This is a genomic window from Rouxiella silvae, assembly GCF_002093625.1.
In the GTDB taxonomy this organism is placed as follows: Bacteria; Pseudomonadota; Gammaproteobacteria; order Enterobacterales; family Enterobacteriaceae; genus Rouxiella; species Rouxiella silvae.
The window spans coordinates 179,814-202,480 of sequence record NZ_MRWD01000001.1 but is presented as its reverse complement, the minus strand read 5'-3'; the positions used below and the strand labels follow the sequence as shown (position 1 = coordinate 202,480).

Annotated in this window: 21 protein-coding genes; 8 read left to right on the top strand and 13 right to left on the bottom strand. The window is 50.4% G+C overall.

Features of this window, described 5'->3' with window-relative positions; all coding sequences use genetic code 11:
* Positions 1–68: 68 nt before the first annotated feature.
* Positions 69–1,031, top strand: a complete 963-nt coding sequence (gene ybiB, locus BS639_RS00895) for a DNA-binding protein YbiB (RefSeq protein ID WP_084982003.1) — start codon at positions 69–71, stop codon at positions 1,029–1,031.
* A gap of 81 nt (positions 1,032–1,112) precedes the next feature.
* Entirely contained in the window at positions 1,113–2,975 is a 1,863-nt protein-coding gene (locus tag BS639_RS00890) for a M3 family metallopeptidase (RefSeq protein ID WP_055777690.1), read from the top strand.
* A 55-nt stretch (positions 2,976–3,030) separates the two neighbouring features.
* On the opposite strand, the gene BS639_RS00885 is transcribed toward BS639_RS00890, so the two are convergent.
* Positions 3,031–3,663 (bottom strand): flavin reductase family protein, encoded by a 633-nt coding sequence (locus BS639_RS00885; protein ID WP_055777693.1) that lies wholly within the window; start codon positions 3,661–3,663, stop codon positions 3,031–3,033.
* A 249-nt stretch (positions 3,664–3,912) separates the two neighbouring features.
* Between BS639_RS00885 and rlmF the strand changes: the two genes are divergently transcribed.
* The gene (gene rlmF, locus BS639_RS00880) at positions 3,913–4,902 is read left to right on the top strand and encodes a 23S rRNA (adenine(1618)-N(6))-methyltransferase RlmF (RefSeq protein WP_055777696.1); all 990 of its coding nucleotides are present in this window, start codon (positions 3,913–3,915) and stop codon (positions 4,900–4,902) included.
* A gap of 58 nt (positions 4,903–4,960) precedes the next feature.
* Here the strand turns inward: rlmF and glnQ are convergent, their stop codons facing one another.
* The 8 genes from glnQ to rhtA all read right to left on the bottom strand — a co-directional run bounded on the left by glnQ (position 4,961) and on the right by rhtA (position 11,724).
* A complete protein-coding gene (gene glnQ, locus BS639_RS00875; protein WP_055777699.1) occupies positions 4,961–5,683 on the bottom strand; it encodes a glutamine ABC transporter ATP-binding protein GlnQ in 723 nt (240 codons plus the stop codon).
* On the bottom strand, positions 5,680–6,339 hold the full coding sequence (gene glnP / locus BS639_RS00870; protein ID WP_055777702.1) for a glutamine ABC transporter permease GlnP: 660 nt from the start codon (positions 6,337–6,339) through the stop codon (positions 5,680–5,682). The genes glnQ and glnP overlap by 4 nt, the downstream gene beginning before the upstream one ends.
* Before the next feature lie 107 nt (positions 6,340–6,446).
* Positions 6,447–7,190, bottom strand: coding sequence for a glutamine ABC transporter substrate-binding protein GlnH (gene glnH / locus BS639_RS00865; protein ID WP_055777705.1), 744 nt, complete (start codon positions 7,188–7,190; stop codon positions 6,447–6,449).
* Between the two features lie 540 nt (positions 7,191–7,730).
* A complete protein-coding gene (gene dps / locus BS639_RS00860; RefSeq protein WP_055778250.1) occupies positions 7,731–8,234 on the bottom strand; it encodes a DNA starvation/stationary phase protection protein Dps in 504 nt (167 codons plus the stop codon).
* 481 nt (positions 8,235–8,715) lie between these two features.
* Complete coding sequence (locus BS639_RS00855) at positions 8,716–9,432, bottom strand: anti-sigma factor (RefSeq protein ID WP_055777708.1); 717 nt, start codon at positions 9,430–9,432, stop codon at positions 8,716–8,718.
* A complete protein-coding gene (locus BS639_RS00850) occupies positions 9,429–10,004 on the bottom strand; it encodes an RNA polymerase sigma factor (protein WP_055777711.1) in 576 nt (191 codons plus the stop codon). The genes BS639_RS00855 and BS639_RS00850 overlap by 4 nt, the downstream gene beginning before the upstream one ends.
* A gap of 95 nt (positions 10,005–10,099) precedes the next feature.
* The gene (locus BS639_RS00845; RefSeq protein ID WP_055777713.1) at positions 10,100–10,663 is read right to left on the bottom strand and encodes a fasciclin domain-containing protein; all 564 of its coding nucleotides are present in this window, start codon (positions 10,661–10,663) and stop codon (positions 10,100–10,102) included.
* A gap of 155 nt (positions 10,664–10,818) precedes the next feature.
* Positions 10,819–11,724 (bottom strand): threonine/homoserine exporter RhtA, encoded by a 906-nt coding sequence (gene rhtA, locus BS639_RS00840; RefSeq protein WP_139804022.1) that lies wholly within the window; start codon positions 11,722–11,724, stop codon positions 10,819–10,821.
* Between the two features lie 431 nt (positions 11,725–12,155).
* Here rhtA and ompX point away from each other — a divergent pair, with 431 nt between their 5' ends.
* Entirely contained in the window at positions 12,156–12,686 is a 531-nt protein-coding gene (ompX, locus tag BS639_RS00835) for an outer membrane protein OmpX (RefSeq protein ID WP_055778256.1), read from the top strand.
* A 100-nt stretch (positions 12,687–12,786) separates the two neighbouring features.
* Here the strand turns inward: ompX and BS639_RS00830 are convergent, their stop codons facing one another.
* The 3 genes from BS639_RS00830 to BS639_RS00820 form a co-directional block, all read right to left on the bottom strand.
* Positions 12,787–13,551 (bottom strand): molybdopterin-dependent oxidoreductase, encoded by a 765-nt coding sequence (locus BS639_RS00830; RefSeq protein ID WP_055777716.1) that lies wholly within the window; start codon positions 13,549–13,551, stop codon positions 12,787–12,789.
* Positions 13,544–14,170, bottom strand: coding sequence for a cytochrome b/b6 domain-containing protein (locus BS639_RS00825; RefSeq protein WP_084981981.1), 627 nt, complete (start codon positions 14,168–14,170; stop codon positions 13,544–13,546). The genes BS639_RS00830 and BS639_RS00825 overlap by 8 nt, the downstream gene beginning before the upstream one ends.
* Before the next feature lie 87 nt (positions 14,171–14,257).
* The gene (locus BS639_RS00820) at positions 14,258–14,878 is read right to left on the bottom strand and encodes a hypothetical protein (RefSeq protein WP_055777722.1); all 621 of its coding nucleotides are present in this window, start codon (positions 14,876–14,878) and stop codon (positions 14,258–14,260) included.
* A gap of 240 nt (positions 14,879–15,118) precedes the next feature.
* On the opposite strand from BS639_RS00820, the gene BS639_RS00815 reads away from it, so the two are divergent.
* The 4 genes from BS639_RS00815 (at position 15,119) to BS639_RS00800 (ending at position 20,238) form a co-directional block, all read left to right on the top strand.
* The gene (locus BS639_RS00815) at positions 15,119–15,796 is read left to right on the top strand and encodes a heavy metal response regulator transcription factor (protein WP_055777723.1); all 678 of its coding nucleotides are present in this window, start codon (positions 15,119–15,121) and stop codon (positions 15,794–15,796) included.
* Positions 15,789–17,219: a heavy metal sensor histidine kinase gene (locus BS639_RS00810; RefSeq protein ID WP_084981980.1), complete on the top strand. Its 1,431-nt coding sequence runs from the start codon at positions 15,789–15,791 to the stop codon at positions 17,217–17,219. The genes BS639_RS00815 and BS639_RS00810 overlap by 8 nt, the downstream gene beginning before the upstream one ends.
* A gap of 247 nt (positions 17,220–17,466) precedes the next feature.
* A complete protein-coding gene (gene eptB / locus BS639_RS00805) occupies positions 17,467–19,137 on the top strand; it encodes a kdo(2)-lipid A phosphoethanolamine 7''-transferase (RefSeq protein WP_055777729.1) in 1,671 nt (556 codons plus the stop codon).
* A 9-nt stretch (positions 19,138–19,146) separates the two neighbouring features.
* Positions 19,147–20,238 carry an endonuclease/exonuclease/phosphatase family protein gene (locus tag BS639_RS00800; protein ID WP_055777732.1) on the top strand — a complete coding sequence of 364 codons (1,092 nt, stop codon included), beginning with the start codon at positions 19,147–19,149 and terminating at the stop codon, positions 20,236–20,238.
* A gap of 137 nt (positions 20,239–20,375) precedes the next feature.
* Here BS639_RS00800 and BS639_RS00795 read toward each other — a convergent pair whose 3' ends face one another.
* Entirely contained in the window at positions 20,376–22,412 is a 2,037-nt protein-coding gene (locus BS639_RS00795) for a choline transporter (protein WP_055777735.1), read from the bottom strand.
* Positions 22,413–22,667: the final 255 nt, after the last annotated feature.

Sequence of the window (22,667 nt, the reverse complement as noted above, 5' to 3'; positions counted from 1 at the left end):
GGATGACAAGGTTTCTCCCTGTGAAAGGCTGGGTTATGCTGGTGGGATTCGCAGGTGAGGGAAGAACGATGGATTACACAAAAATTATTAAAGAAGTTGGGCGCGGGAAAAATCATGCTCGCTCGCTCGACAGGGAGCAGTCGCTGGCGCTTTACCGCCTGATGCTGGCGGGCGAAGTGCCTGATTTGCAGCTTGGCGGTTTATTAATTGCCTTTCGTATTAAAGGCGAAGACGAGCAGGAAATGCTGGGCTTTTATCAGGCCATGGAAGAGCAGACGCTTCGCCTGCAAGCCCCTAATGACAGACCCATGCCGGTGGTTATTCCCAGCTATAACGGCGCACGTAAACAGGCTAATCTGACACCGCTGCTGGCTATTTTATTGCATCGCCTCGGCCTGCCGGTGGTGGTTCACGGTGTGACTTCAGATCCTGGTCGCGTCACCAGTTTTGAGATTTTTCAGGCGCTGGGCATTGCCGCTGCCAATTCGGGGGAAGAGGCGCAGGCCATGCTCGATTCAGGGCGCGGCCCGGTGTTTATTCCGGTTTCGCTGCTTTGCCCGCCTATCGACAAACAGCTTCAGCTTCGCTGGCAGATGGGCGTGCGCAACAGCAGTCACACCTTGGCCAAATTGGCAACGCCGTTTGTTGAGCAGACTGCGCTGCGTTTAGCCAGCGTTTCTCATCCCGAATACATTCAGCGTGTCTCTTCCTTTTTCCACGATGTCTCAGGCCGTGCGCTGCTATCGCAGGGGACGGAAGGCGAGATTTATGCCAATCCACTACGCAGTGCACCCGTGCATCTGATTGGTGTGGGTGAGCAAAGAATTTTACTCGAGCGTCAGGAGTTTAGCGCGCAAAACTTACCGAGTGCTAAAGACGCGCAAACGACCGCCGACTGGATAAATGACTGTTTGCAGGCAAAAGTTGCCGTGCCGCAGGCTATTCTTAATCAGCTGGCCTGCTGTCTAGTTGCCACCGACCAGGCCGAATCGATGACAGACGCGCAGACGCGGGTAGAGCAGCTCTTTTAGCATCAACTGCCGTCGACAGACACTGGCTCTAAAATTACACTCAGTTAATAATCTCTTTTACTTTCAGCCAAGAAGGGCGCTATGAAACAGTCACAGGAATATTTTTCAGCACTGAATCACGACTATCTGAAGGTGCATAAAACTAAAGAAGAGTTGTTCTGGCAAAATTATATGGGCACAGGTGATGACGACGTTTCTGCCCGTTACTCGGCATCTGAGAGTACGTTTAAACGCTTTGTCGCTAATCCGACCCGACTGACGGAGCTGCGTGAACACATTGCTGCCGTTGAAGCCGAGCCAAAAAGTAAAGAAAGAGAGGCTTTGCTAACAGGTCTGCGCGGCTGGTATCGTTTTTTTGACTGTAATGCGATTGAAGACCCTCAGGCACAGGCGTTACTCGATGAAATTATTCAGGCCGAGTCTGCCCTTTACAGTAAACGCAAACAGCATCGGTTGACCCATCTCAATAGCAAAGGGGAGCAAGTTTCTGCCTCGCTCGGCGAGCTGTTGACCAATCAGGCCACCAATGAAAACGAAGAGTATCGCCGCAGCTCACAGGTTGCCCTGCGCGAGCTTGAACAGTGGTTGCTCAATAATGGTTTTCCACAGCTTATTGCCCTGCGTAACCGCTTTGCGCGTCAGCTCGGCTACCGTAACTATTTTGATTACAAAGTCAATAAAACGGAGCAGATGACCCCCGAGCAGCTGTTTGCCATTCTGGACCGCTTTGAGGAGCAAACGCGCGAAGCCAACGTGCGCAGTCTTAATGAGCTGGTTTCGCGCAAAGGCGATGCCGCGTTGATGCCGTGGAACATTCGCTTTACCAGCGCCGGAGACGTCACGCGTCAGTTAGATCCCTACTTCCCGTTTGCCGACTCGTTAGGCCGTTGGATAAACAGCTTTAAACGCCTGAATATCGGCTTTAATGGTGCTGAAATGCAGCTTGATTTGCTGGTGCGTGAAGGTAAATATGAAAACGGTTTTATGCACGGACCCGTGCCGCCGTTTGTCGATCAGGAAAAATGGGTTCCGGCGGTGATTAACTTTACCAGTCTGGCGAAGCCTGATCAGGTTGGCAGCGGTGCCAGCGGATTAAACACGCTCTTCCACGAAGGCGGGCACGCGGCGCACTTTGCCAATATTCGCCAAAACGCACCGTGCTTTTCGCAGGAGTTCCCGCCAACCTCAATGGCTTATGCCGAAACGCAGTCCATGTTCTGCGACAGCCTACTCGACGATGCCGACTGGCTTAAGCGTTACGCCAAAAACGAGCGCGGTGAAGCGGTGCCTGATGCGCTCATCGAACAAAGTATCGCCGCCCGCCAACCAATGCGCGCGTTTAACGAACGCCATATTTTGCTGATGCCTTATTTCGAATGGCAGCTTTATCAGTGGCCGGAAGAGAAATGTACGCCTGAGGCGATTACCGCGCTGGCTCGCGACGTTGAAACACATATCCTCGGCGTGGCCGGTAGCCCAAGGCCTACGCTTGCGGTGCCGCACCTGCTGTCGCTGGAGTCAGCCTGTTCCTATCAGGGCTATTTACTGGCGCTGATGGCCGTTGAACAAACGCGTGCCTTCTTCCTCAAGCGTGACGGCTATTTGACCGATAATCCGGCGATTGGTCCCGATTTGGCAAAACATTACTGGGCGCCTGGCAACAGCGTGAGTCACGACCAAACGCTGCGCAGCCTAACGGGGGAAGGTTTCAATCCAGACTATCTCGCCCAAGCCTGTAACCAAACGGTTGAGTCGGCATGGCAGGAAGCCCAGCATGTGATTGCAGAATCCGCCGAGCGCGAACAGCCTGCTGCGGACTTTGACCTTAATGTGCATATCAAGGTGGTAGACGGTCAACGTGTGCTGGCAGATAACGCCGAGGGCGATGACGCGATGTGTCAGGACTTTGCCGATTTCGTTCAGCAGACTTATTTCAGGAAGTAATTACTTTGAATTGCAGGGCGGGGAAAGCAGTAAGATTGCCTCCCCGCCCTCTTAATTAACGCGCGTCCGGGCGCGTCAAATCAAAACGTAAATCTTCAGAAATACCGTAGTAGGCCGAAGGGCCGCCAGCGCGCAGCACCGGTTCGGCCAGTGCGGTCTGATAGATCCCCTGCTCATCAAGCAGATGACGGGCGATATGCACCGCGACCACCTCACCCAATACTAACCAAGTATCAATTTTCTCACCTGCCGCACTTTGAAGCTGGATGCACTGGGAAAGTTTGCACTCAAAATTAACCGGACTTTCGGCAACGCGATCGGCGGCAACCAACGTGCCCGGTATGGGGGTCAGCCCTGCAAATTCAAATTCGTCATGGCCGTGCGCTAAAGACGCCGAGCTTTCATTCATTTTCATCGCCAGACTGCGGGTGGTGAGATTCCAGACAAACTCACCGGTATCGACAATATTTTTCACACTGTCTTTCCATCCACTGCTGGCGAAACCAATGATCGGCGGACGATAATTAAAGCAGTTGAAGAAGCTATAGGGGGCTAAGTTTCGTTGTCCCTGAGCATTGCGCGATGCTATCCAGCCGATAGGGCGTGGGCCTACGATTGCATTTAACGGATCGTGCGGCAGACCATGTCCTTTGGCCGGTTCATAGAAGTAGCGATCGTCAAAACTCATGGCTCACCTTTTTTTGATTAATTTGCGTTGATCAACGGGGGCTTAAAACTTTCTGCTGCCAAAGAAGCGTCTGCTTCTCAACACCATAAAAATTATAGAACGACTTACCGTGACCTAATGTGTCATGCCGACAGCCTTGTGCGGCCGTTTGTGTTATCTTACGCGGCAGAATTTTTCTCGACGGCTGTGTCGCAAATGCACCGCACAGCCAGTGAGTAAGCTTAACATTGATATTGGAGAGTCATTCAGGTGGAAAGAAAAAAAGCGATTCCGCAGGATAAAAAGATTGTTTTCCCGCAGGAAAAAAGCGGGCTTCACGCGCGAAATCGCCACCGTAGCCGCTATGATTTTCCTGCTTTAATTGCCAGCAGTCCTGAACTTGGGCCCTTTGTTGCCGAAAATAAATGGGGCGACCTGTCTATCGACTTCGCCAGCCCTCAGGCAGTAAAAGCGCTTAACCGTGCACTGCTGCGCCATTTCTATCAGATTGAAAACTGGGATATTCCGGCCGACTACCTCTGCCCGCCAATTCCGGGACGTGCCGACTATATTCACCATCTGGCGGATTTATTGGCCGACAGCAACGGCGGAACCATTCCACAGGGTAAAAACGTCGCTATCCTTGATATCGGCGTGGGGGCAAACTGTATTTATCCTATCGTTGGGCTGCGTGAATATGGCTGGCGCTTCACCGCCAGTGAGATTGATGAAGTCTCGATGGCAGCGGCGAAAAAGATTGTGGCGACTAACCCCCTGTTGACCAATCAGGTGCGTTTCCGCCTACAGGCCAAACCGCCGCGTATTTTCGATACCATTATCCGCCACGACGAGCGATATGATGCCGTTCTGTGCAACCCGCCGTTCCACGGCTCGGCTGAAGAAGCCGCCGCAGGCAGCCAGCGCAAACGTCAGAACCTGGGTCTGGACCGCGCCTACCAAAAGGCCGAGTTGAACTTTGGCGGTCAGCACAATGAGCTTTGGTGTGAAGGCGGTGAAGAAGCCTTTGTAGTTCGCATGGTTGAAGAAAGTGAAGCCAAAGCCAACAACTGCCTGTGGTTCACGGTGTTGATTTCAAAGAAAACCACGCTGCCGCTGATTTATGAGGCGCTTGAAGAGGCGGGAGCCACCAACGTGCGTACCGTTGAAATGGCGCAGGGCCAAAAGATCAGCCGCTTTGTTGCCTGGACTTTCCTGACACCGTCCCAGCAAAGAGCCTGGTCCGGCAAGCGCTGGAACTGAGTCGATAGAAGAAATTTAATCGCACTGATGTAAAAAAGGCCTCTTTCGAGGCCTTTTTTTATGAGACGTGCTGCAGGAACTCGCGCAGGCGTTCGCTTGGCGGGTTAGCAATTAGCTCTGCCGGAGGGCCATCTTCAGCAACGCGGCCTTTATCGATAAAGATCAGGCGTGAAGCGACTTTTTCTGCAAAGCCGACTTCGTGGGTCACGATAACCATCGTCATGCCTTCTTCCGCCAGATCCTTCATAACGGTCAGCACTTCGTGGCGCAGCTCAGGGTCAAGCGCCGACGTTGGTTCATCAAACAGCATGAGCTTAGGCTTGACCGCCAGCGCACGGGCGATAGCCACACGCTGCTGTTGACCGCCGGAAAGCTCAGAAGGGTAATGGTGCGCCCTTTCAGATAATCCTACTTTTGCCAGCAGCTCTTTCGCCAGTTTCTGTGCCTCTTCTTTGCTCGCACCGCGAACGCGGATTGGGCCAAAGGCCACGTTTTCCAACGCAGTCATGTGCGGGAACAGGTGAAACTGTTGGAAAACCATGCCTGCTTCCTGGCGGATAAGGCGGTCATCAACTTTAGGGTCATTAACTTTAAGGCCATCGACAATCAGCTCACCGGAAGTAATTTCTTCCAGTTTATTGATGCAGCGCAGCAGGGTGGACTTGCCGGAGCCTGAAGGGCCGATGATAACCACGACTTCGCCCTGTTTAATGTTCAGGTCGATATTGTGTAACACCTGGGTTTTACCAAAGTGTTTGGAAACGTTTTTAAATTCAATCATAAAATTTTCAGTTTGCGTTCTAAGCGGCGCATCGCAAAGCTCAGTGCCAGCGTGATGATCAGATAGATAACGGCAACAGCACTCCAGATTTCCATTGCGCGGAAGTTACCGGCAATGATTTCCTGACCTTGACGAGTGAGTTCCGCTACGCCGATAACAATAAACAGCGAGGTATCTTTAATACTGACGATCCATTGGTTACCCAACGGCGGCAACATGCGGCGCAAAGCCAGCGGCATGATGATGTAACGCAGCGTCGCACGGCGGGAGAGTCCCAGGGCCAAGCCCGCTTCGTTAAAGCCACGATTGATGGACTGTACCGCACCGCGGGTAATTTCTGCGATGTAGGCACCGGAGTTGATAACAATCGTTACAACGGCTGCGGTAAAGGGATCAATTCGCAGGCCGCTTATCATCATTGGCAGGGCAAAATAGATAAACATAACCTGGACAACGATAGGAGTACCGCGAATAAGCTCGATAAACACCAGAGCAATATTACGACTGATTACGCCGCCAAACGCGCGCGCGAAGCCCGCAATGACGCCGATAATTACGCCCCCAACTAAACCCAGGATAGAAATCCACAGGGTCATCTTGGCGCCTTCAAGAAGTATAGGAAGAGCGGCCCAAACAACGCTCCAGTCAAACTGCATGGATTAATCTCCTGATAAACAAAACAAGCCGACCCTGGTGAACATTCACTCAGGGTCGGTGATATAGCCCCACGTTTTAACGCCTGGACTATATCTCATTACTGCAATTATTTAGGTTCTGCGTCGAACCATTTTTTATAGATTTCTGCATAGGTGCCGTTAGCGCGCAGAGTTTTCAATGCGGCGTTAACTTTTTCACGCAGTGGGCTGCCTTTCGGGAAGGCTACGCCGTAGTCCTGACCTGCAACAGCCGGACCTACAGTCTTGAAGTTGCCGTGACCAGCAGTCTTGATGTAGTACTGAATGTTGGGTGCATCGAACAGTACGGCGTCTGCACGACCGGTACCCAGCTCCATGTAGGCGCTGTCGATGTTAGGGAACTGGCGAACGTCTTTTGGTTTTAGGTTGGCAGCAAGGTAGTTAACAGAGCTGGTGCCACTTTTCACTGCAACCACTTTCCCGTTCAGGTCAGCGGTGCTTTTAATGTCTTTGTTGTCTGATTTCACCATGGTGATCAGGCCGCTGGTGTAGTAGCCGTCGGAGAAATCAACTGCCTGAGCGCGTTGAGGAGTAATGGTGATACCGGCCAGAGCCAAGTCAATGTTTTTGGTCTGCAGAGCAGGAATGATACCGTCAAAGTCCATAGGCTTTAAGGTATAAGAGACTTTCATTTCTTTAGCCAATGCGGCCCAAAGGTCGATATCGAAACCGACGTATTTGTCACCTTGTTTAAATTCAAAAGGAACGAATGCGGTATCGGTAGCTACGACAAGTTTTTCTTCTGCTGCGTGGGAGCTTACTGCAAAGGCCAGCGTCAGCGCTGCCAGGGAAACTTTTAACATCGACTTCATAAGTGCAATTTCCTTTGTATATTTATGGGAAAAACAACCCCTTTTCTTGTTACTTGGGGTGATAAGCAAAAAATATGCCGCTTTTTCACACCTCTTAAAATTCAAAGGGTTAGTCACCATCAGTTGGCATGAAATGCTAAAACATACCGGGTTTTGCACCAATTTGGTGCCTTGTGTTTTCGCTAATGTCCATTTTGGTGCGAACCACTAGGCTAAACTAATTTTTATTCTAAAACTGCGTATTTATTAACATTGTTAAACAGAAAATGCGTAAATATTCTAACAAATTGTCTTGATTTGTATATTCACTGCCATTTTTTAGAGCGGCTAGTGTGCTTTAAAACAATGCTGGTGGCAATATTGACTTTGAAGGCACTTTTATGGTGCATGCTCGATTATTTGAGTTAAAGGCAGTAAACACACTAAATGGGGGGAGGAAATCAAAGGTGGGGGAGTATTAAAGATAAAAAATAAGGGGAGCCGTAGCCCCCCATTGCATTGATTCTCACGAGTAACACTGCCTTTCAGCAATGTAAGCGCTTATTCGATGTTTGATTCGATAAACCACAGGAATTTATCGAGGTCACGTGATGCGGCGGTAAAGATATCGGCAGTATCTTCATCTTCAACCTGATTAATCGCTTTACGTGTATCGTTGGCGACTACCGCATAGCGTTCTGCCAGAGCTTTCAAATGCTCCTGCACGGTGTGGATGTTCGTTGGATAACTTTTCAAAGGCGTTTTGTCATTAACAACCTGAACGGTACCCAGCGCTACGCCACCCAGCTGAACAACGCGTTCTGCGATGGTATCTTGGTGATCGATAATCGCCGTACGGAAGCCGTCCAGCATTTCGTGCACACCGATGAAGTTAGCACCGCGCATGTTCCAATGGGCCTGTTTAGTGATTAGCGACAGGTCAATGAACTCGGTTACCAACTTGTTGAGAACCTTAATGGTGTCAAGTTTAGTGCTTTCATCTACATCATTGCGTGTAAATAGAAGTTCTGAAGATTTCGTTTTTACCAGTTTAGCGGTACTCATCATTAATATCCTCTTCAGTGAGTCGTTATCTGTTTAGTCTGTGAAGTAATTTGAACACGGAAATAAGTATAGCAAGCTTTGACTATTCCGTTGGAAAATATTACCTATCAATCTTATAGCTACAATCTAATAAAGAAAAAACAAGCTGTTAAATAATGAGTGAATCACTCGATTAATTAAGCTTTATATTTCACTTCGTTACTCAATAACCTAAGTCCTAAGCGCATGGATATCAACCCTTGCGTGTAATTTTTTAATTAACTGTATGATTATTATGGTTTTATTTTTTAACTTTATTTTATGGTGTGTTTGAAGTGTTAATGAAATTTATTGTCATTCACTTTTACATCCAGAGTTGGGTGCTTTATTAGGATAATTCTGTGTTACGAGATATTAATAGGTGAGGGGGTGATATGCGAATAAAAGAATCTGTATATATTAAGGGGGCCTTGCGGCCCCTTAATATAAAATGACGTTGTGATTACAGTACGATCTTGCCGCTGTATAGAACCGCACCGGTAGGTTGTCCGGTCGGAGAACCCCCTTTAGGTTCCAGACTAATCGCCAGTAACGCCCCACCTGCTGCCACATTGTCATTCATCGCCAGCTGGGTTGCTGCGCTATTGTTAAGCAGCCCCAGGGATTTAGGTTTACCACCGGCCGGAATAACCCACAGCTCAAGACTGCGGTCGGTAGAAATAGCCGCCGCATGCAGCGGGGTTAGCGTCAACTGCTGGGTGGTGTTATTCGCTGTTACGACCCACTGCCCGGCGTTTGCCGATGCATCACTGTTGGCTAATACAGCGACTGGGGTCATGGCGGGTGATTTTACAGCGCTATTTTCCCACAGCCTCGGGACCAGTAATACCGCCGCCAGGCAGGCGGCAACAGCCCAGCCCAGCGTCGCTCGATTGATGTAGCGAACGCGCGAACCTGACGCCGTTGACGGTAGGGGTGTCATTTGCACCGGTTTGGGAGGCAACTGAAGTTGAATGCGTTTCCACACCGATTCAGGAGGAGCTACCGGGGTCAGTGAATTGTCCAACTGCGCAAAGGCCTCCTGCCAGCGTGCGACTTCCGCCGCCAACTCCGGGTCCTGCTGCATCTGTTTCTCAAACTGCAGTCTCGCCGGCCCTCTCAAGGTGCCAAGCGCATATTCCGCCGACAGAGCGGCCTGATACTCCCGTCTGTTTTTCATAGGCCCACGCAAGTCTTTAAGTGTTCCAGGGCGCGACGGATCCAACTTTTTATCGTGCCGAGAGGTTGTTGCAAATGGTCGGAAACTTCGCCATGCGAGAGTCCCTGGTAGTAAGCTAACACCAGGCTTTGTCTTTGTTCTACGGGCAAGTGCCCTAGACATTCCGCCAGTTTTTTCGCATCACTGTCATGCTGCAGACGGTTAAGCGGTTGATCGACCTCTTCGTTCAAACTGTCTTCAACGCCTTCTTCCAACTCCTGCCACTGATTATCACTGCCGCGCATCCAGTCAATAGCACGGTTGCGAACGATATGCGTCAGCCACGTCATGGGAGAACTCAGCGTTGGATTATAGGATGAAGCGCGGTTCCAGGCAGTAATATAGCTGTCGTGCAGCACTTCTTCGGCCCAGGCGTGACGGCGCAGCATGCGCAACGCGACGGCAAAGAGGCGAGGTGAGGTTAAGCGGTACAGGTGTTCAAAGGCCTGACGGTCACCGGCGGCAATGGCCTGCATCAGTTCACTATGCAGCTGGCCGTCGGTGAGATTTTTTTCTAACGCGCTGTCTTTCATTCGTTTTCCTAAAAACTCAAGGATGCAGCACGCCGACGTTACTGCATCCCTCGGCCGTGCCCCGACAGGGACACAGCTAGTATAGGAGACGGTATTTATTTAGGCATAAGAACTGTGTCAATAACGTCGATTACGCCATTTTTCTGAATCACATCATAGGTGCTGATGTTGGCCACGTCACCTTTGGCATCTTTCAACTGAATGTTGTGCGGGCCGTTGCTAATCAACCACAAAGCCTGACCATTAACGGTTTTCAGCTCTGCGTGGCCACCACCCTGTTTCAGAAGTTTTTCGAGGTCTTTCATTTCATACTTACCGGCTACCACGTGATAAGTCAGAATGCTCGTCAACGTGGCCTTGTTTTCAGGCTTAACCAAATTGGCAACGGTGCCCGCTGGCAGTTTGGCGAAAGCTGCGTCAGTCGGTGCAAATACAGTAAACGGACCTTTGCTTTCCAGGGTATCGACTAGGCCAGCAGCTTTAACAGCGGCGACCAGCGTGGTGTGATCTTTTGAATTAACGGCATTCTCAACAATATTTTTTGACGGGTACATCGCAGCGCCGCCAACCATCGTGGTGTTATCTGACATCATTGCAGCCATTGACGCGGTGCTGAACAAAACTGAAACGCACAGAGCGGTACGGATAAAAGTTTTCATGATGTAATCCTTTGAAGTTGAGTGTTGTAATGTTGCCTAACATTAGTACATACGACCCAACTCGCGCTTTGGATGCAAAGAAATCAGACAAAATGCATTTTATTTTCCAAAAATAGGGTAATTAATTGATTTTTAGGAAAATAATTTCTTAAAAATTATTGCGGATCGACTTTAATTGCTCGAATTTTCGAGCGCTTTTGCACGGTCAAGGTCGATCCCGCCGAGGCAGCAATAATGGCGATTAGCGCCAGCCACTGCATCGGCGTAAGCAACTCGTCGAGAAATAGAATCCCCGAAAAGGCCGCCATCGCAGGTTCCATGCTCATCAACGTGCCAAAGGTTTTAGCCGGTAGGCGCGTTAATGCCATCATCTCAAGCGAATAGGGCAGTGCGGAGCTGAGCAGGGCAATTCCGAGACCTATTGGCAAAATATCCAAGCTAAAAAGCCCGCTTTGTGCCTGTGCAATGCCGATGGGACAAAATATCAGTGCGCCAATGGTTGAGCCTAACGCCGCCGTGCCAGGCCCGTAGCTGCTGCCAGCGCGCTGTCCTGCGAGGATGTAGACCGCCCAACAAGCACCGGCTATCAGGGCAAAGCAGGCACCGGTAGGGTCGATGCCAGAAACGCTGTGCCCGATAGGTAAAAGAAACCATAGGCCAATCACTGCCAGCAGTACCCAGACAAAATCAATCGGACGTCGCGACGAGAACATCGCGACCGCCAGCGGACCGGTAAACTCCAGTGCTACCGCAATGCCGAGGGGCACCGTGCGAATCGCCAGATAGAAGGTATAATTCATACACCCTAGTGCAAGGCCATAAATCAGCAGTGAACGAAGGTTGCCGCCGCGCACTTTTAGGCGCCAAGGTCTGAAGTAGAGCAGTAAAATCAGTGAGCCCATTCCCAGACGCAGCGCGGTGACGCCCTGCGAGCCGACAATGGGGAATAAGGATTTGGCCAATGCTGCGCCACCCTGCAGTGAGAGCATGGCTATCAGTATCATGGCGACGGCGATAAGCGGGTTGTGCACTTTGGCATGCACCGGCAGCGAATCTTCCATTGATGCTTGAGAATTTTGTTCGGAGGCGTGATTTTTCAAGGACTCTGTATCCATACTTTTATGTCTGCGAGTGTAAAGGTTGGGTAAATCGCCATCATTGTACTGAGAAGCTGCAATCATTAGTGGATTCGAGCGGATAAAAAGTAAAAAAACTTTCTCCTCAATGACCTGTAAGCGAGAAATTACCGCAAAAACCGCTGCTTATTTGGTCAGTAGATTAGGAATATTCCGCTAATATGAAAAAGTTCAATAAGTTTATCTTATAGTATTTCAGCAATAAAACTGTTTTAAATTAGTGTCATACGTCTATATGGAAACTTTTTGTTACACCATAGGGTGTGTTGGACATCTTAATTAAGGCAGAGTTTCACACTGCTATTTGTTATATTTTAATGGTGAAGGTTAATTTGGTTCCCTTTTTTGAGGTGGTTATGAAAAAAATTGCATGTCTTTCCGCATTAGCTTGCGTAGTAGCTTTAGGTACTTCAAGTGCATTCGCTGACACCAGCACCGTTACTGCGGGTTACGCGCAGGGCGACGCTCAAGGCGTAGTTAACAAAGCGACCGGTTTCAACTTGAAATACCGTTACGAGCAAGATAACAACCCACTGGGCGTTATCGGATCTTTCACCTACATCGAGAAAGATCACTCTTTAACTGACAACTCTTACCAGAAAGGTCAGTACTACGGCATCACCGCAGGTCCAGCTTACCGTCTGAACGATTGGGCAAGCGTGTACGGCGTTGTGGGTATCGGTTACGGCAAATTCAGCAGCACCGAAAACCCAGACTCTACCGTTCTGCGTCAGAAGTCTGACACCAGCGACGTTGGTTTCTCTTACGGTGCAGGTCTTCAGTTCAACCCTATGGAAAACGTGGCTCTGGACGTTTCTTACGAGCAAAGCCGTATCCGCAGTGTTGACGTTGGCACTTGGATCGCAGGCGTGGGTTACCGCTTCTAATTACCGAAATGTGGTTGCCTGGCGCTTAACGGCAACAGGCAACGATGCTTCGAAAAAAAACCGCCTCTTGGGGCGGTTTTTCTTTTTCTGTCTTTCTAATCTAGATACCGCTGTACCAGTTATATCCCTGATCTTCCCAATATCCGCCCGGATAAGTGTCGGTAACGAAAATACCCCCAATATGTTTGGCATTCTTAAAGCCAAGTTTGGTCGGCATTCTTAGGCGCAGCGGATAGCCAAAATCAGGCGGCAGCGGTTCTCCGCCAAAGTCTAATGCCAGAATGGTTTGCGGATGCAGTGCGGTTGCCATATCAATGCTGGAATAGTAGCGATCGTCGCACTTAAAGCCGACGTATTTGCAGTTCAAATCTGCGCCTACGTGCTGCAAAAAGGTTTTAAGCGGCACGCCGCTCCATTGACCAATGGCGCTCCAGCCTTCAATACAAATAAGGCGCGTTATCTGACTGCTTTGCGGTAACTGCTTTAACTGTTCCAGCGTCCATGACGCCTTTTTCTCAACTTTGCCTGAGACTTCAAGGCGATAGTTGGGAATGTCGATTTCTGGGACGTTATACTCAGGATAGAAAGCGTTGAAGCGAAAGGGCTTGGTTATCTGGTCTGCCGAGTAAGTTTGCGCTAACTTCTGGCCGCTGAACAACCAGTTCTGCACTCTGTCGTTCCAGCGAGACATCGCCCACAGCACCTTATCAACCTCGTCACCGTCCTGCATGTTACAACCCGTGAGCATCGAGACCGCGCCGAGTGTGAGGCCTGATTTGATCAGCAACCGGCGCTCGATATTAACCAGTTTTTTGCGTTGGTCCGGTTCGAGAATAATTTTTGGCCGCTTTTTTTCATTACTCATCGGCGCTCTCTCCTGAATTTTTAATCACCGCGTTACCACCGGTAATCATGCTGGGTAATGTTTTTGGCACCAGCGCGACCATAACGACGTGTACCACGACGAACAGCATGATGCCGCTCATGGCAAAAAAATGAACATAACGGGCAATCGTAAACCCGCCCATCAAATACACCAGTCCGCTGAATTGCACCGGTTTCCAGATGGATAAACCCGACAGCACCAGCAATAATCCGAGCAACAGAACGCCGACGTACATCAGCTTTTGCACGGCATTGTATTGGGTAGATTTATGGGAAAGGCGAAAGCGCAGAGCGCTGATAAAATCGTGCCAAACCGAGGTCGGAGTAAACGGGAAAAAACGCTGCCTGAAGTGACCGCTGAACAAGCCCCACAGTACGTAGAACAGCCCATTGGCGGCTAAAACCCACATCACCGCCAGATGCCAGCCGATGTTGCCGCCCAGCCAGCCACCCAGCGTGGCGCTCTGCGGGAAGGTAAAGTTAAATATGGGGTCGGCATTGTAGATACCCCAACCGCTCATCACCATGCCAATCATCACCAGCAGATTTATCCAGTGACAGAGCCTCACCGGCCAGGGATGGATTCTTTTTTTACGCATCAGAGTGTCCTTGGGGGAGGTCAGCTCCAGTCCGCCTGAGAAGCGCAGACACAGAATTTAGCGGACTGAAGCTGGTTTAAAGCATGATTACATCGGCGGGGTTACGCCGTCTTTACCTGCCGCGATACCGCGAGCAGCCAGTGCGCCCTGCGCGTCTTTAACTGGGAAAAGTACAATGTGTGCACCTGCTTTCAGCAGGCTGCGATCGCCCGGCGCCAGCAGCACAACCGGCACGTTATCCGGTACAACAACGGTTTTTTCGCCGTTCTGATATTTCACTGTCAGAGTACGACCATTGCTGTTAACCAGCTTGCCGACAGTACCATTGGTCATGGTATTGATTTTGCCGTCGGCAGATTCAAACGGGTTAAAGCCTTCACCACTGCCGCGCAGGCTTGGTGCGAATACGTGTACTTCCAGCGCTTTTAGGGTGCCATCAGCCTGTGGAACCGCCGCGGTACCAATAAAGCTGTCTGCCTGAATATCAGACATTTTGCCTTTGGTCACCTGAGTGATTTTTGTCTGGTCGGTCAGCTTGACGTCAAGCTTTTCGCCCTGACGGGTGGTCATAACGATGGAGGTTGGCGTCACGGAGTCGATAGTGCCGCGCGTCGGTTTGATAGTATTGCTGGCGTCGGCTGCGAAAGCACCGCTGGTCATCAGCAGTGAAGAAAGAAGCAGACCGGCAAGGCGTGAGGACTTAATCATAATACTCTCCAAATTATTCGTATGAGAAATAGATAAGAAATTCGCACCCCTCAACAGGAGCGGGTGGGTAACACGTCATTTAAAAAATCAGCAGCTTGTTAAACAGTTCGTTTACTAATGATAGTCAGAGTGAACGATAAACAGGGACTCATTGATGACAGGTTGATGACAATATTGTCATCAAAGGTTTCGAACAGAACTGATAGACTTAATGCAGAACAGCGGGTCAACGAGGCACGAATGCGGATACTGGTTATTGAAGATGATGTCAGCACTGGCGACTACCTTAAGAAAGGTCTCGGCGAGGCTGGCTATCGTGTCGATTTGGCACGTAACGGCGCTGACGGCCTTTTCCTGGCGCTGGAAGACAGCTTTGATGCCGTTATTCTCGATGTGATGTTGCCGGGACTCAACGGCTGGCAAGTGATGGAAGTGCTGCGTAAAAAGAGCGACGTACCGGTGCTGTTTTTAACGGCCAGAGATGAGGTTCAGGACCGCATTCACGGGCTGGAGTTGGGCGCAGATGACTACCTCATCAAACCTTTTTCATTCACTGAGTTAATGCTTCGGGTACGAACTTTACTGCGTCGCGGCACGGTGCGCGAGTCCGATACCTATTCTCTGGCCGACCTGCACATCGACGTATTGAGGCGCAGAGTGACACGTCAGGAAACGGTTATCCCGCTGACCAACAAAGAGTTTATGCTGCTCCACTTGCTGATGCGCCGTGAGGGTGAGGTGCTGTCGCGTACCATGATAGCCTCGCAGGTGTGGGACATGAACTTCGACAGTGATACCAACGTGGTAGATGTGGCGGTAAAACGCCTACGCAGTAAAATCGACCGTCCCTATGATGTAAAACTTATCCATACCGTGCGCGGTATCGGCTATGTCTGCGAAGTGCGAGATTATGAGTAAATCAGCCAGTTCTTCTTTTTCACTCACCCTTCGTGCGACGCTTTTATTCGCACTGATTGCCGCGCTGGTGGTGAGCAGCGTGGGTTTTTATCTGTATTACGCCATTGAAAAAGAGATGATCCGCCGGGCGGATTATCAGGTGGCCGGACGGGTGCAGTACTTCCGTCAGCTGCTGGGCAATAATTTTCCACTGACACAACTCAGCCAAAATCCCGGGCTTTTTGAGAATATGCTCGGCAACGAGCGCGATATTTTGCAGTTCCGGCTGTTGGGCCAGGCGCCAATCATCAACGTTAATCCATCACACATCGCGCTACCCAACGTAACGGCGGTGCCTGCTAGTGAAGACTTAACCTTAAACAGCGTTCATCATATTCAGGCTGATGATGATACGCCGGTGCGTTTTGCCGCCGCCAACGTGCGCATGAAAAACGGTCAAACTGTTGAAATCCTGGCGGGTCACTTCATGACCGGTGAAACCCGTATGCTGGTGGCATTCCGTTGGGAAATTATCGGCTCAGTGCTGTTGGCCTACGTGCTGATCGCCGGATTGGGTTACATGGTTATCCGCCGTGGTCTGCGACCATTGAAAAAAATGGCGCAGGAAGCGGCGGGGATCCACCCCACCAGCTTGGCCACTCGGCTCAGCGAGCAGGGCGCGCCGCTTGAGCTGCAGCAGTTGATCCGCTCATTTAATGCCATGCTTGACAGGCTTGCTGAAGGATATCAACGGCTGAACCAGTTTTCGGCCGATTTGGCGCACGAAATTCGCACGCCGGTGGGCGCGTTGATGGGGCACTGTCAGGTGGCGCTTTATCAGACCCGAACCACCGAAGAATACGAAACGCTGCTGGCGAACAACATGGGCGAACTGGAACGCATTTCGCGGATGATCGAGAACATTCTGTTTCTTGCGCGTGCCTCCCACGCCCGTTCGGTGCTCAACATTGCTCCACTGTCGCTAGAGAATGAAACTCTGCGCGTGGTGGATTATTTTGAGGGGCTGGCTGAAGAGCGCGGTATTCGCCTTTGCTGTGAAGGGGAGGGCGTAGTTTTAGCCGATGCGCTGCTTTTTCAACGCGCGCTGAGCAACCTAGTCGCTAACGCCATTAACTATGGCGATGAAGACAGCGAAGTTCAGGTTTCGGTTGAACATCAAGCCCAGCGAACGCTGGTCAATGTCGACAATTCCGGACCGGCGATCCCAGCCGATAAAATCGATAAACTGTTTGACCGATTTTATCGTGCCGACCCTTCGCGCAGTGAGGGCGGGAGTTCTAACGGCCTGGGCTTGTCGATTGTGCAGGCGATTATGGCGCTGCATCACGGCAGTGTCACAGTGCGTACACTCTCGACTGGGAAAATCCGCTTTACGCTGGTCTTTCCAAGCCCCTCATCATCATTGATAGCCGTCGCAACCTAAATAAATTATCAATAAAGCGTAAAAAATGAGTTTTTAAATATTTTTTAATGCCATGAAATATAAGGATATCGTTAATATTGTTACATTATTTAAGCCTCTGTAATAAATGAAATTAAAACGATTTTGGCACTTTTAATGTCTGATAGCGTTATCGGCAGTCACTTTAATGAACTCACTTGAGTCGTTGGCGCCGGCACGGGCGCGCAGCATACGCAAACAGAACCTTTGAAAGAGCTTTTACCGACTGATGTATAAACTACGAGAACTGTCACAGCAGAAGATTTCACTATTTATTGCTTTATATTTGGGAATACTGCTTAACATCCCGATTTTTTACCGCCGCTACAATCAACTTCATTACAACAACGCCCTCTCGCTGATGGTTGAAATGCTGGCCGCCTTTGCGCTGGTCTATTTCCTCACCACGCTGGTGTCGTTTACCGGTAAAACAGTCTATCGGCTTCTTCTGAGTCTGGTAGTTGTCGCTTCTGTTGCCGCCGGTTACTACATGATCGTGTTCAATGTTGACATCGGTTATGGAATATTGGCCTCGGCGTTGGCCTTCGATTCGGTAGATCTCTCAAAAGAGTCCGTCGGCACGCATTTCATGATTTGGACAGTTCTGGGTAGTCTGATACCGCTGATTATGCTGTGGGGAAGCAGGATGCCAGGCGCGGCGCTGCGTGAAACCACCTGGCGTATGCTGCTGGCCAAACTGGTGCTGCTGGCCGTAAGCGGGCTGGCCTGCTGGTTGCCGCTCAAACTGATGGGCGATGCGCAGGAAGCGCACGATCGCGTCAGTAACCGCATGATGGCAAGCTATGGCGGCGTAGTCGCTGGCACGTACTCGCCATCCAACTGGCTTTCCGCGCTGGGCCTGTTTATTTACAGCTCCTACAGTCAGTCGGAAGACACCAAAAATCTTTTCGACCCCGCTAAACATTTCACCTATCAGCCGCCAAAGGACGTCAACGATCTGTACGTGGTGTTCGTGATTGGTGAAAGCGCCCGCCGAGACCATATGGGTCTGTATGGCTATGGGCGAGACAACACGCCGAATCTTGATAAAGAGAAAAATCTTGCAGCTCTACAGGGCTATTCTTGCGATACCTCGACTAAACTTTCACTGCGCTGCATGTTTGTTCGTATGGGCGGTGCGAGAGACAACCCAGAGCGCACGCTTAAAGAGATGAATGTTTTCTCGGTGTTGAAAAAGCAGGGTTTCAGCTCTGACCTTTATTCAATGCAAAGTGAGGCCTGGTTCTACAACAAAACCAACGCAGATGACTATTCCCTTCGCGAAAGCATCGGCTCAGAGAAGCGCAACGCCGGGAAACCGGTTGATGACATGCTGCTGATAGACGAAATGAAAGACTCTATCGCCAATCATCCTAACGGCAAGCACTTGATTATCCTGCACACCAAAGGCTCGCATTATCTCTATTCAGAACGTTATCCGCGCAGTTTTGCGCGCTATACCCCGGAATGCATGGGCATTGACGATTCTTGTTCAACGGATGAGATGATTAACGCTTATGACAACTCGCTGCTGTATACCGACTATTTCCTCGAGCAGGTGTTTGATCAGGTGCGCAACAAAAATGCCATTGTGTTCTATGCCTCCGATCACGGTGAATCGATTTCTCAAAATATGCACTTCCACGGTACGCCGCGCGATCATGCGCCGATTGAGCAGAGAAGTGTGCCGATTATGGTGTGGGCTTCCGATAAGTTCCTTGCTAACAGTCAGAATCGCCAAGCATTCGATCAATTACAGCTGATGGCGAAGAATAAGACGCCGGCCTATCATGAGAAACTGTTCGACAGTATATTAGGCTGCATGGGATATACCTCGCCTAATGGTGGCATTGTGGAGCAGCATAACTGGTGCCACGTGCAGACACCGGCATCAAAATGAGAAGCAAAAATGCATAATGCACGTCTGGTGGTGGCAATTCTCACCGTAGTGATGACGTTATTAACTGTGTTACCCCTCTCCCGCAACCAGCGTTGGTGGGTGAGGGTATGGGATTTCCCCCGTCTGCAAATGGCGGTACTTTCCCTAATATTCCTGCTCGTTGAACTGTACCTGCTGCCCGGCGGCGGGCCGTTGGCGGGGTTTATCGTGCTGCTGGCACTGGGCTGTACTTTTTATCAGAGCTGGTGGATTTTTCCCTACACGGGGTTAGCCAAAGTGCAGGTCAAGAAAACGCCTGCCAGCGAACATTCACGCATTAAAATCATCAACTGCAACGTGTTGATGACCAACCGAAAGTCAGGAAAACTGCTGGAAATCATCGGAAAAAATCAGCCTGACGTCATTGTGCTGCTTGAAACCGATCGTTGGTGGGAGCAGCAGATGTCGCCGCTTGATGCCGAGTATCCGCACAGCCTAAAATGTCCGCTGGATAATTTATACGGCATGCACGTTTACTCACGCCTGCCGCTGTTTGAGGCGAAAGTTCAGTATCTGGTGGCCGAGGGTATTCCTTCGATGCATTTTCGCGTCGAGCTATCCGGCGGCGAGCAGGTGGTAATGCACTGTCTGCACCCGATGCCGCCGAGTCCAACCGAGGACGACGAATCGACCAATCGCGACGGCGAACTTATTGCCGTGGGCCACACGGCCGCGCGTGCTTCTTATCCGACCATTGTGACCGGCGATCTGAACGACGTTGCGTGGTCGCGCACGACTCGTTTATTTATGAAAATCAGCGGCTTGTTGGACCCAAGGCGTGGGCGTGGAATGTTTAACACTTTCCATGCCAGCTACCCGTTCCTGCGTTGGCCGCTGGACCACGTTTTTCACAGTAAAGAGTTTACCTTGGTCGACCTAAAACGCCTCGAACCGATGGGCTCCGATCATTTCCCGATCATGGTTGAGCTGGCGCTAAATCCTCATGCAGGCAGCACGCAGGAAAAGCTGGAGATTGAGCAGGGAGATATTGAGGAAGCGCGTGAGAAAATGAACAACGCGGGCATTAAAAGCCGCGATGTTCATCAGGCGGAATTCTGTTAGATCGAACGGTAAACGCTATAGATAAGAGATGAATTTTTAATTTCAAATTTACCATGCAATAAAAAAACCGCCGCCTTGATCTGAAAAAATCAATTCGGCGGTTTTATCAAAAAACTACCTACCTACGATCCAACTCGTTACTCGGGAAACGTCAACGTATTCCCCGGCGCTTCCCGATTAATATGCAGGAAGTTCAAATGTCGCTCGTACTGGTCGAGGATATCATTGATCACCTGATGCTTGGTGAAGTCCATCAAGTCATTACCCTGCGTACCCTCGAGCAGGAAAGTCTCCAGCCGGTAGTAGTGCGATTTTCCCGAACGTGCGCGGTAGGTAAAGCCTGGCACCGCGTAGCGCTGTGGCCAGATTTGATAGATAAAGTTCTGCTCTTCGCCCAGTTTCACCAACAGCTCCAGATGATTGAGTTTTTCATCTTCCAAGGCCTCGGCTTCGCTAAATTCCACCTTCGCGCCGCGCAGTTTCAACTCGTTGGCCACGTCCTGCATCGCAGGGCGGCAGACAATATCGAGCATTTTCTGCGTGTGCGTGGTGCCTGGGAAGTTCATTACCCGCGACAGGCGCTGTTTCCAGTTCAGTGCGGCATCACCGGTTGAAGGCGTCGCCGGGGCGAAGTTCTGCTGCGTACTGGCGCGGCGAAAATCCTCGAGTCGCAGCGATTTATACAGTCCCGCCATGATAAAGAAAATCACGAAACTAAACGGCAGGCCCATAATAACCGTCGTGTTTTGCAGTGCAGAAACGCCGTCGGTCATCAGCATGCCAAGAGTCAGTACACCAATGGTAATCGACCAGAAGATACGCAGCCAGTTTGGCGCATCGTTGTTGATATCGACCAGTTTCGACGTAAAGTTACCCAGCACCAGTGAGCCGGAATCCGCCGAAGTAACGTAAAACAGTAAGCCGGTAATCGTTGCCACTGAGGCGCTAAAGGTAAAGCCTGGATACTGCGCCAGCAGGCTATAAACGCCGCGCTCAGGGTGAGCAATCACCTCATTCGCGAAATCCAGATTGCCATGCATAATCTGGTACAGCGCACTGTTACCAAAAATTGACAGCCAGAATAGCGTAAATACAAAGGGAATGATCAACGTACCCAGCACGAACTGACGAATGGTTCTGCCACGTGAAATACGCGCCAAGAACAGGCCGACAAACGGCGACCAGGCAACCCACCAGGCCCAGAAGAACAGAGTCCAGCTGTTCATCCACTGCGTTGGGCGGTCAAAGGCGAAGGTGTTAAGGGTCATGCCCATAAAGCGATTCACGTAGTCACCGATGTTCAGGACCAGTGCATTAAGCAGGAACTCGGTGTTGCCAAAGAACAGCAGGAACAGTATCAGACCCAGCGCCAGCAGCACGTTAAGCTCGGAAAGAATACGGATCCCTTTATTCACCCCCGAGGTCACCGATACCGTCGCCATCACCACCGACAGCAGGATCAACGCCGCTTGCACCCCTAAACCTTCAGGAATGTGGAACAGGACTTTCAGCCCGTAGTTAAGCTGAACTACACCGATACCCAGCGTCGTGGCGATGCCGAAGATCGTGCCGACCACGGCGGCAATGTCCACGCTGTGGCCGATTGGGCCATAGATTTTCTTGCCAAAAATAGGGTACAGCGCTGAGCGAATGGTCAGCGGCAGGTTGTAGCGATAGCTAAAGTAGCCCAGCGCAATACCCATCAGCGCGTACATCGACCAACCGGTGAGGCCGTAGTGGAATAGCGTCCAGACCATCGCCTGCCTGGCCGCTTCTATATTTTGCCCCTGTCCCTCAGGCGGCATCATATATTGCGTCACCGGTTCAGCGACCGAGAAGAACATCAGGTCGATACCGATACCGGCGGCAAACAGCATGGATGCCCAACTCATCATCGAGAATTCGGGTTTTGACTGCTCGGGCCCGAGCTTGATTGAGCCAAAACGTGAGGCGGCGATAAATACCACAAACACAATGTAAAGCGTGGCGGCGAGCATGTAATACCAGCCGAAAGTCGCCGATACCCATTCCAGCGCGACGCTAATCGCCCTTCCCGAGATATCAGTGAAGAAAATTGTCATCAGCGTGAAGGCTAAAATGAGCCCCGCCGAGGTAAAAAACACCACCTTGTTTAGTGAGTCTTTAGGTTTATCCGAAAGTTCAACAGAAGCCATCGTTTTCCCGTTCATCAAAGGTAAAAAAAATCATAAATGAAGGTGTGTGATGAGTTGATAAAGCAGCGCGCCTTAGCGCATATCAAGAACACCGAGGACGTCGTTTTCAAAGGCGAAAAAAATGTCCAGACAGGAGATCCGCTGAGTGCACTGGCTTTAAATCTCAATCATCAACCTGAAAATCAGTAAGCCGCAATAGAGCCGGTAACTTACTTTTTATCAACCACTTGCCAAAGATATTAGTGCATTTTGAGC

Excerpts from the sequence above, each read along its gene's own strand:
- ybiB (WP_084982003.1), top strand. The coding sequence starts at position 69 with ATGGATTACACAAAAATTATTAAAGAAGTTGGGCGCGGGAAAAATCAT.
- BS639_RS00890 (WP_055777690.1), top strand. The coding sequence starts at position 1,113 with ATGAAACAGTCACAGGAATATTTTTCAGCACTGAATCACGACTATCTG.
- BS639_RS00885 (WP_055777693.1), bottom strand. The coding sequence starts at position 3,663 with ATGAGTTTTGACGATCGCTACTTCTATGAACCGGCCAAAGGACATGGT.
- glnQ (WP_055777699.1), bottom strand. The coding sequence starts at position 5,683 with ATGATTGAATTTAAAAACGTTTCCAAACACTTTGGTAAAACCCAGGTG.
- glnP (WP_055777702.1), bottom strand. The coding sequence starts at position 6,339 with ATGCAGTTTGACTGGAGCGTTGTTTGGGCCGCTCTTCCTATACTTCTT.
- glnH (WP_055777705.1), bottom strand. The coding sequence starts at position 7,190 with ATGAAGTCGATGTTAAAAGTTTCCCTGGCAGCGCTGACGCTGGCCTTT.
- dps (WP_055778250.1), bottom strand. The coding sequence starts at position 8,234 with ATGAGTACCGCTAAACTGGTAAAAACGAAATCTTCAGAACTTCTATTT.
- BS639_RS00855 (WP_055777708.1), bottom strand. The coding sequence starts at position 9,432 with ATGAAAAACAGACGGGAGTATCAGGCCGCTCTGTCGGCGGAATATGCG.
- BS639_RS00850 (WP_055777711.1), bottom strand. The coding sequence starts at position 10,004 with ATGAAAGACAGCGCGTTAGAAAAAAATCTCACCGACGGCCAGCTGCAT.
- BS639_RS00845 (WP_055777713.1), bottom strand. The coding sequence starts at position 10,663 with ATGAAAACTTTTATCCGTACCGCTCTGTGCGTTTCAGTTTTGTTCAGC.
- rhtA (WP_139804022.1), bottom strand. The coding sequence starts at position 11,724 with ATGGAAGATTCGCTGCCGGTGCATGCCAAAGTGCACAACCCGCTTATC.
- ompX (WP_055778256.1), top strand. The coding sequence starts at position 12,156 with ATGAAAAAAATTGCATGTCTTTCCGCATTAGCTTGCGTAGTAGCTTTA.
- BS639_RS00830 (WP_055777716.1), bottom strand. The coding sequence starts at position 13,551 with ATGAGTAATGAAAAAAAGCGGCCAAAAATTATTCTCGAACCGGACCAA.
- BS639_RS00825 (WP_084981981.1), bottom strand. The coding sequence starts at position 14,170 with ATGCGTAAAAAAAGAATCCATCCCTGGCCGGTGAGGCTCTGTCACTGG.
- BS639_RS00820 (WP_055777722.1), bottom strand. The coding sequence starts at position 14,878 with ATGATTAAGTCCTCACGCCTTGCCGGTCTGCTTCTTTCTTCACTGCTG.
- BS639_RS00815 (WP_055777723.1), top strand. The coding sequence starts at position 15,119 with ATGCGGATACTGGTTATTGAAGATGATGTCAGCACTGGCGACTACCTT.
- BS639_RS00810 (WP_084981980.1), top strand. The coding sequence starts at position 15,789 with ATGAGTAAATCAGCCAGTTCTTCTTTTTCACTCACCCTTCGTGCGACG.
- eptB (WP_055777729.1), top strand. The coding sequence starts at position 17,467 with ATGTATAAACTACGAGAACTGTCACAGCAGAAGATTTCACTATTTATT.
- BS639_RS00800 (WP_055777732.1), top strand. The coding sequence starts at position 19,147 with ATGCATAATGCACGTCTGGTGGTGGCAATTCTCACCGTAGTGATGACG.
- BS639_RS00795 (WP_055777735.1), bottom strand. The coding sequence starts at position 22,412 with ATGGCTTCTGTTGAACTTTCGGATAAACCTAAAGACTCACTAAACAAG.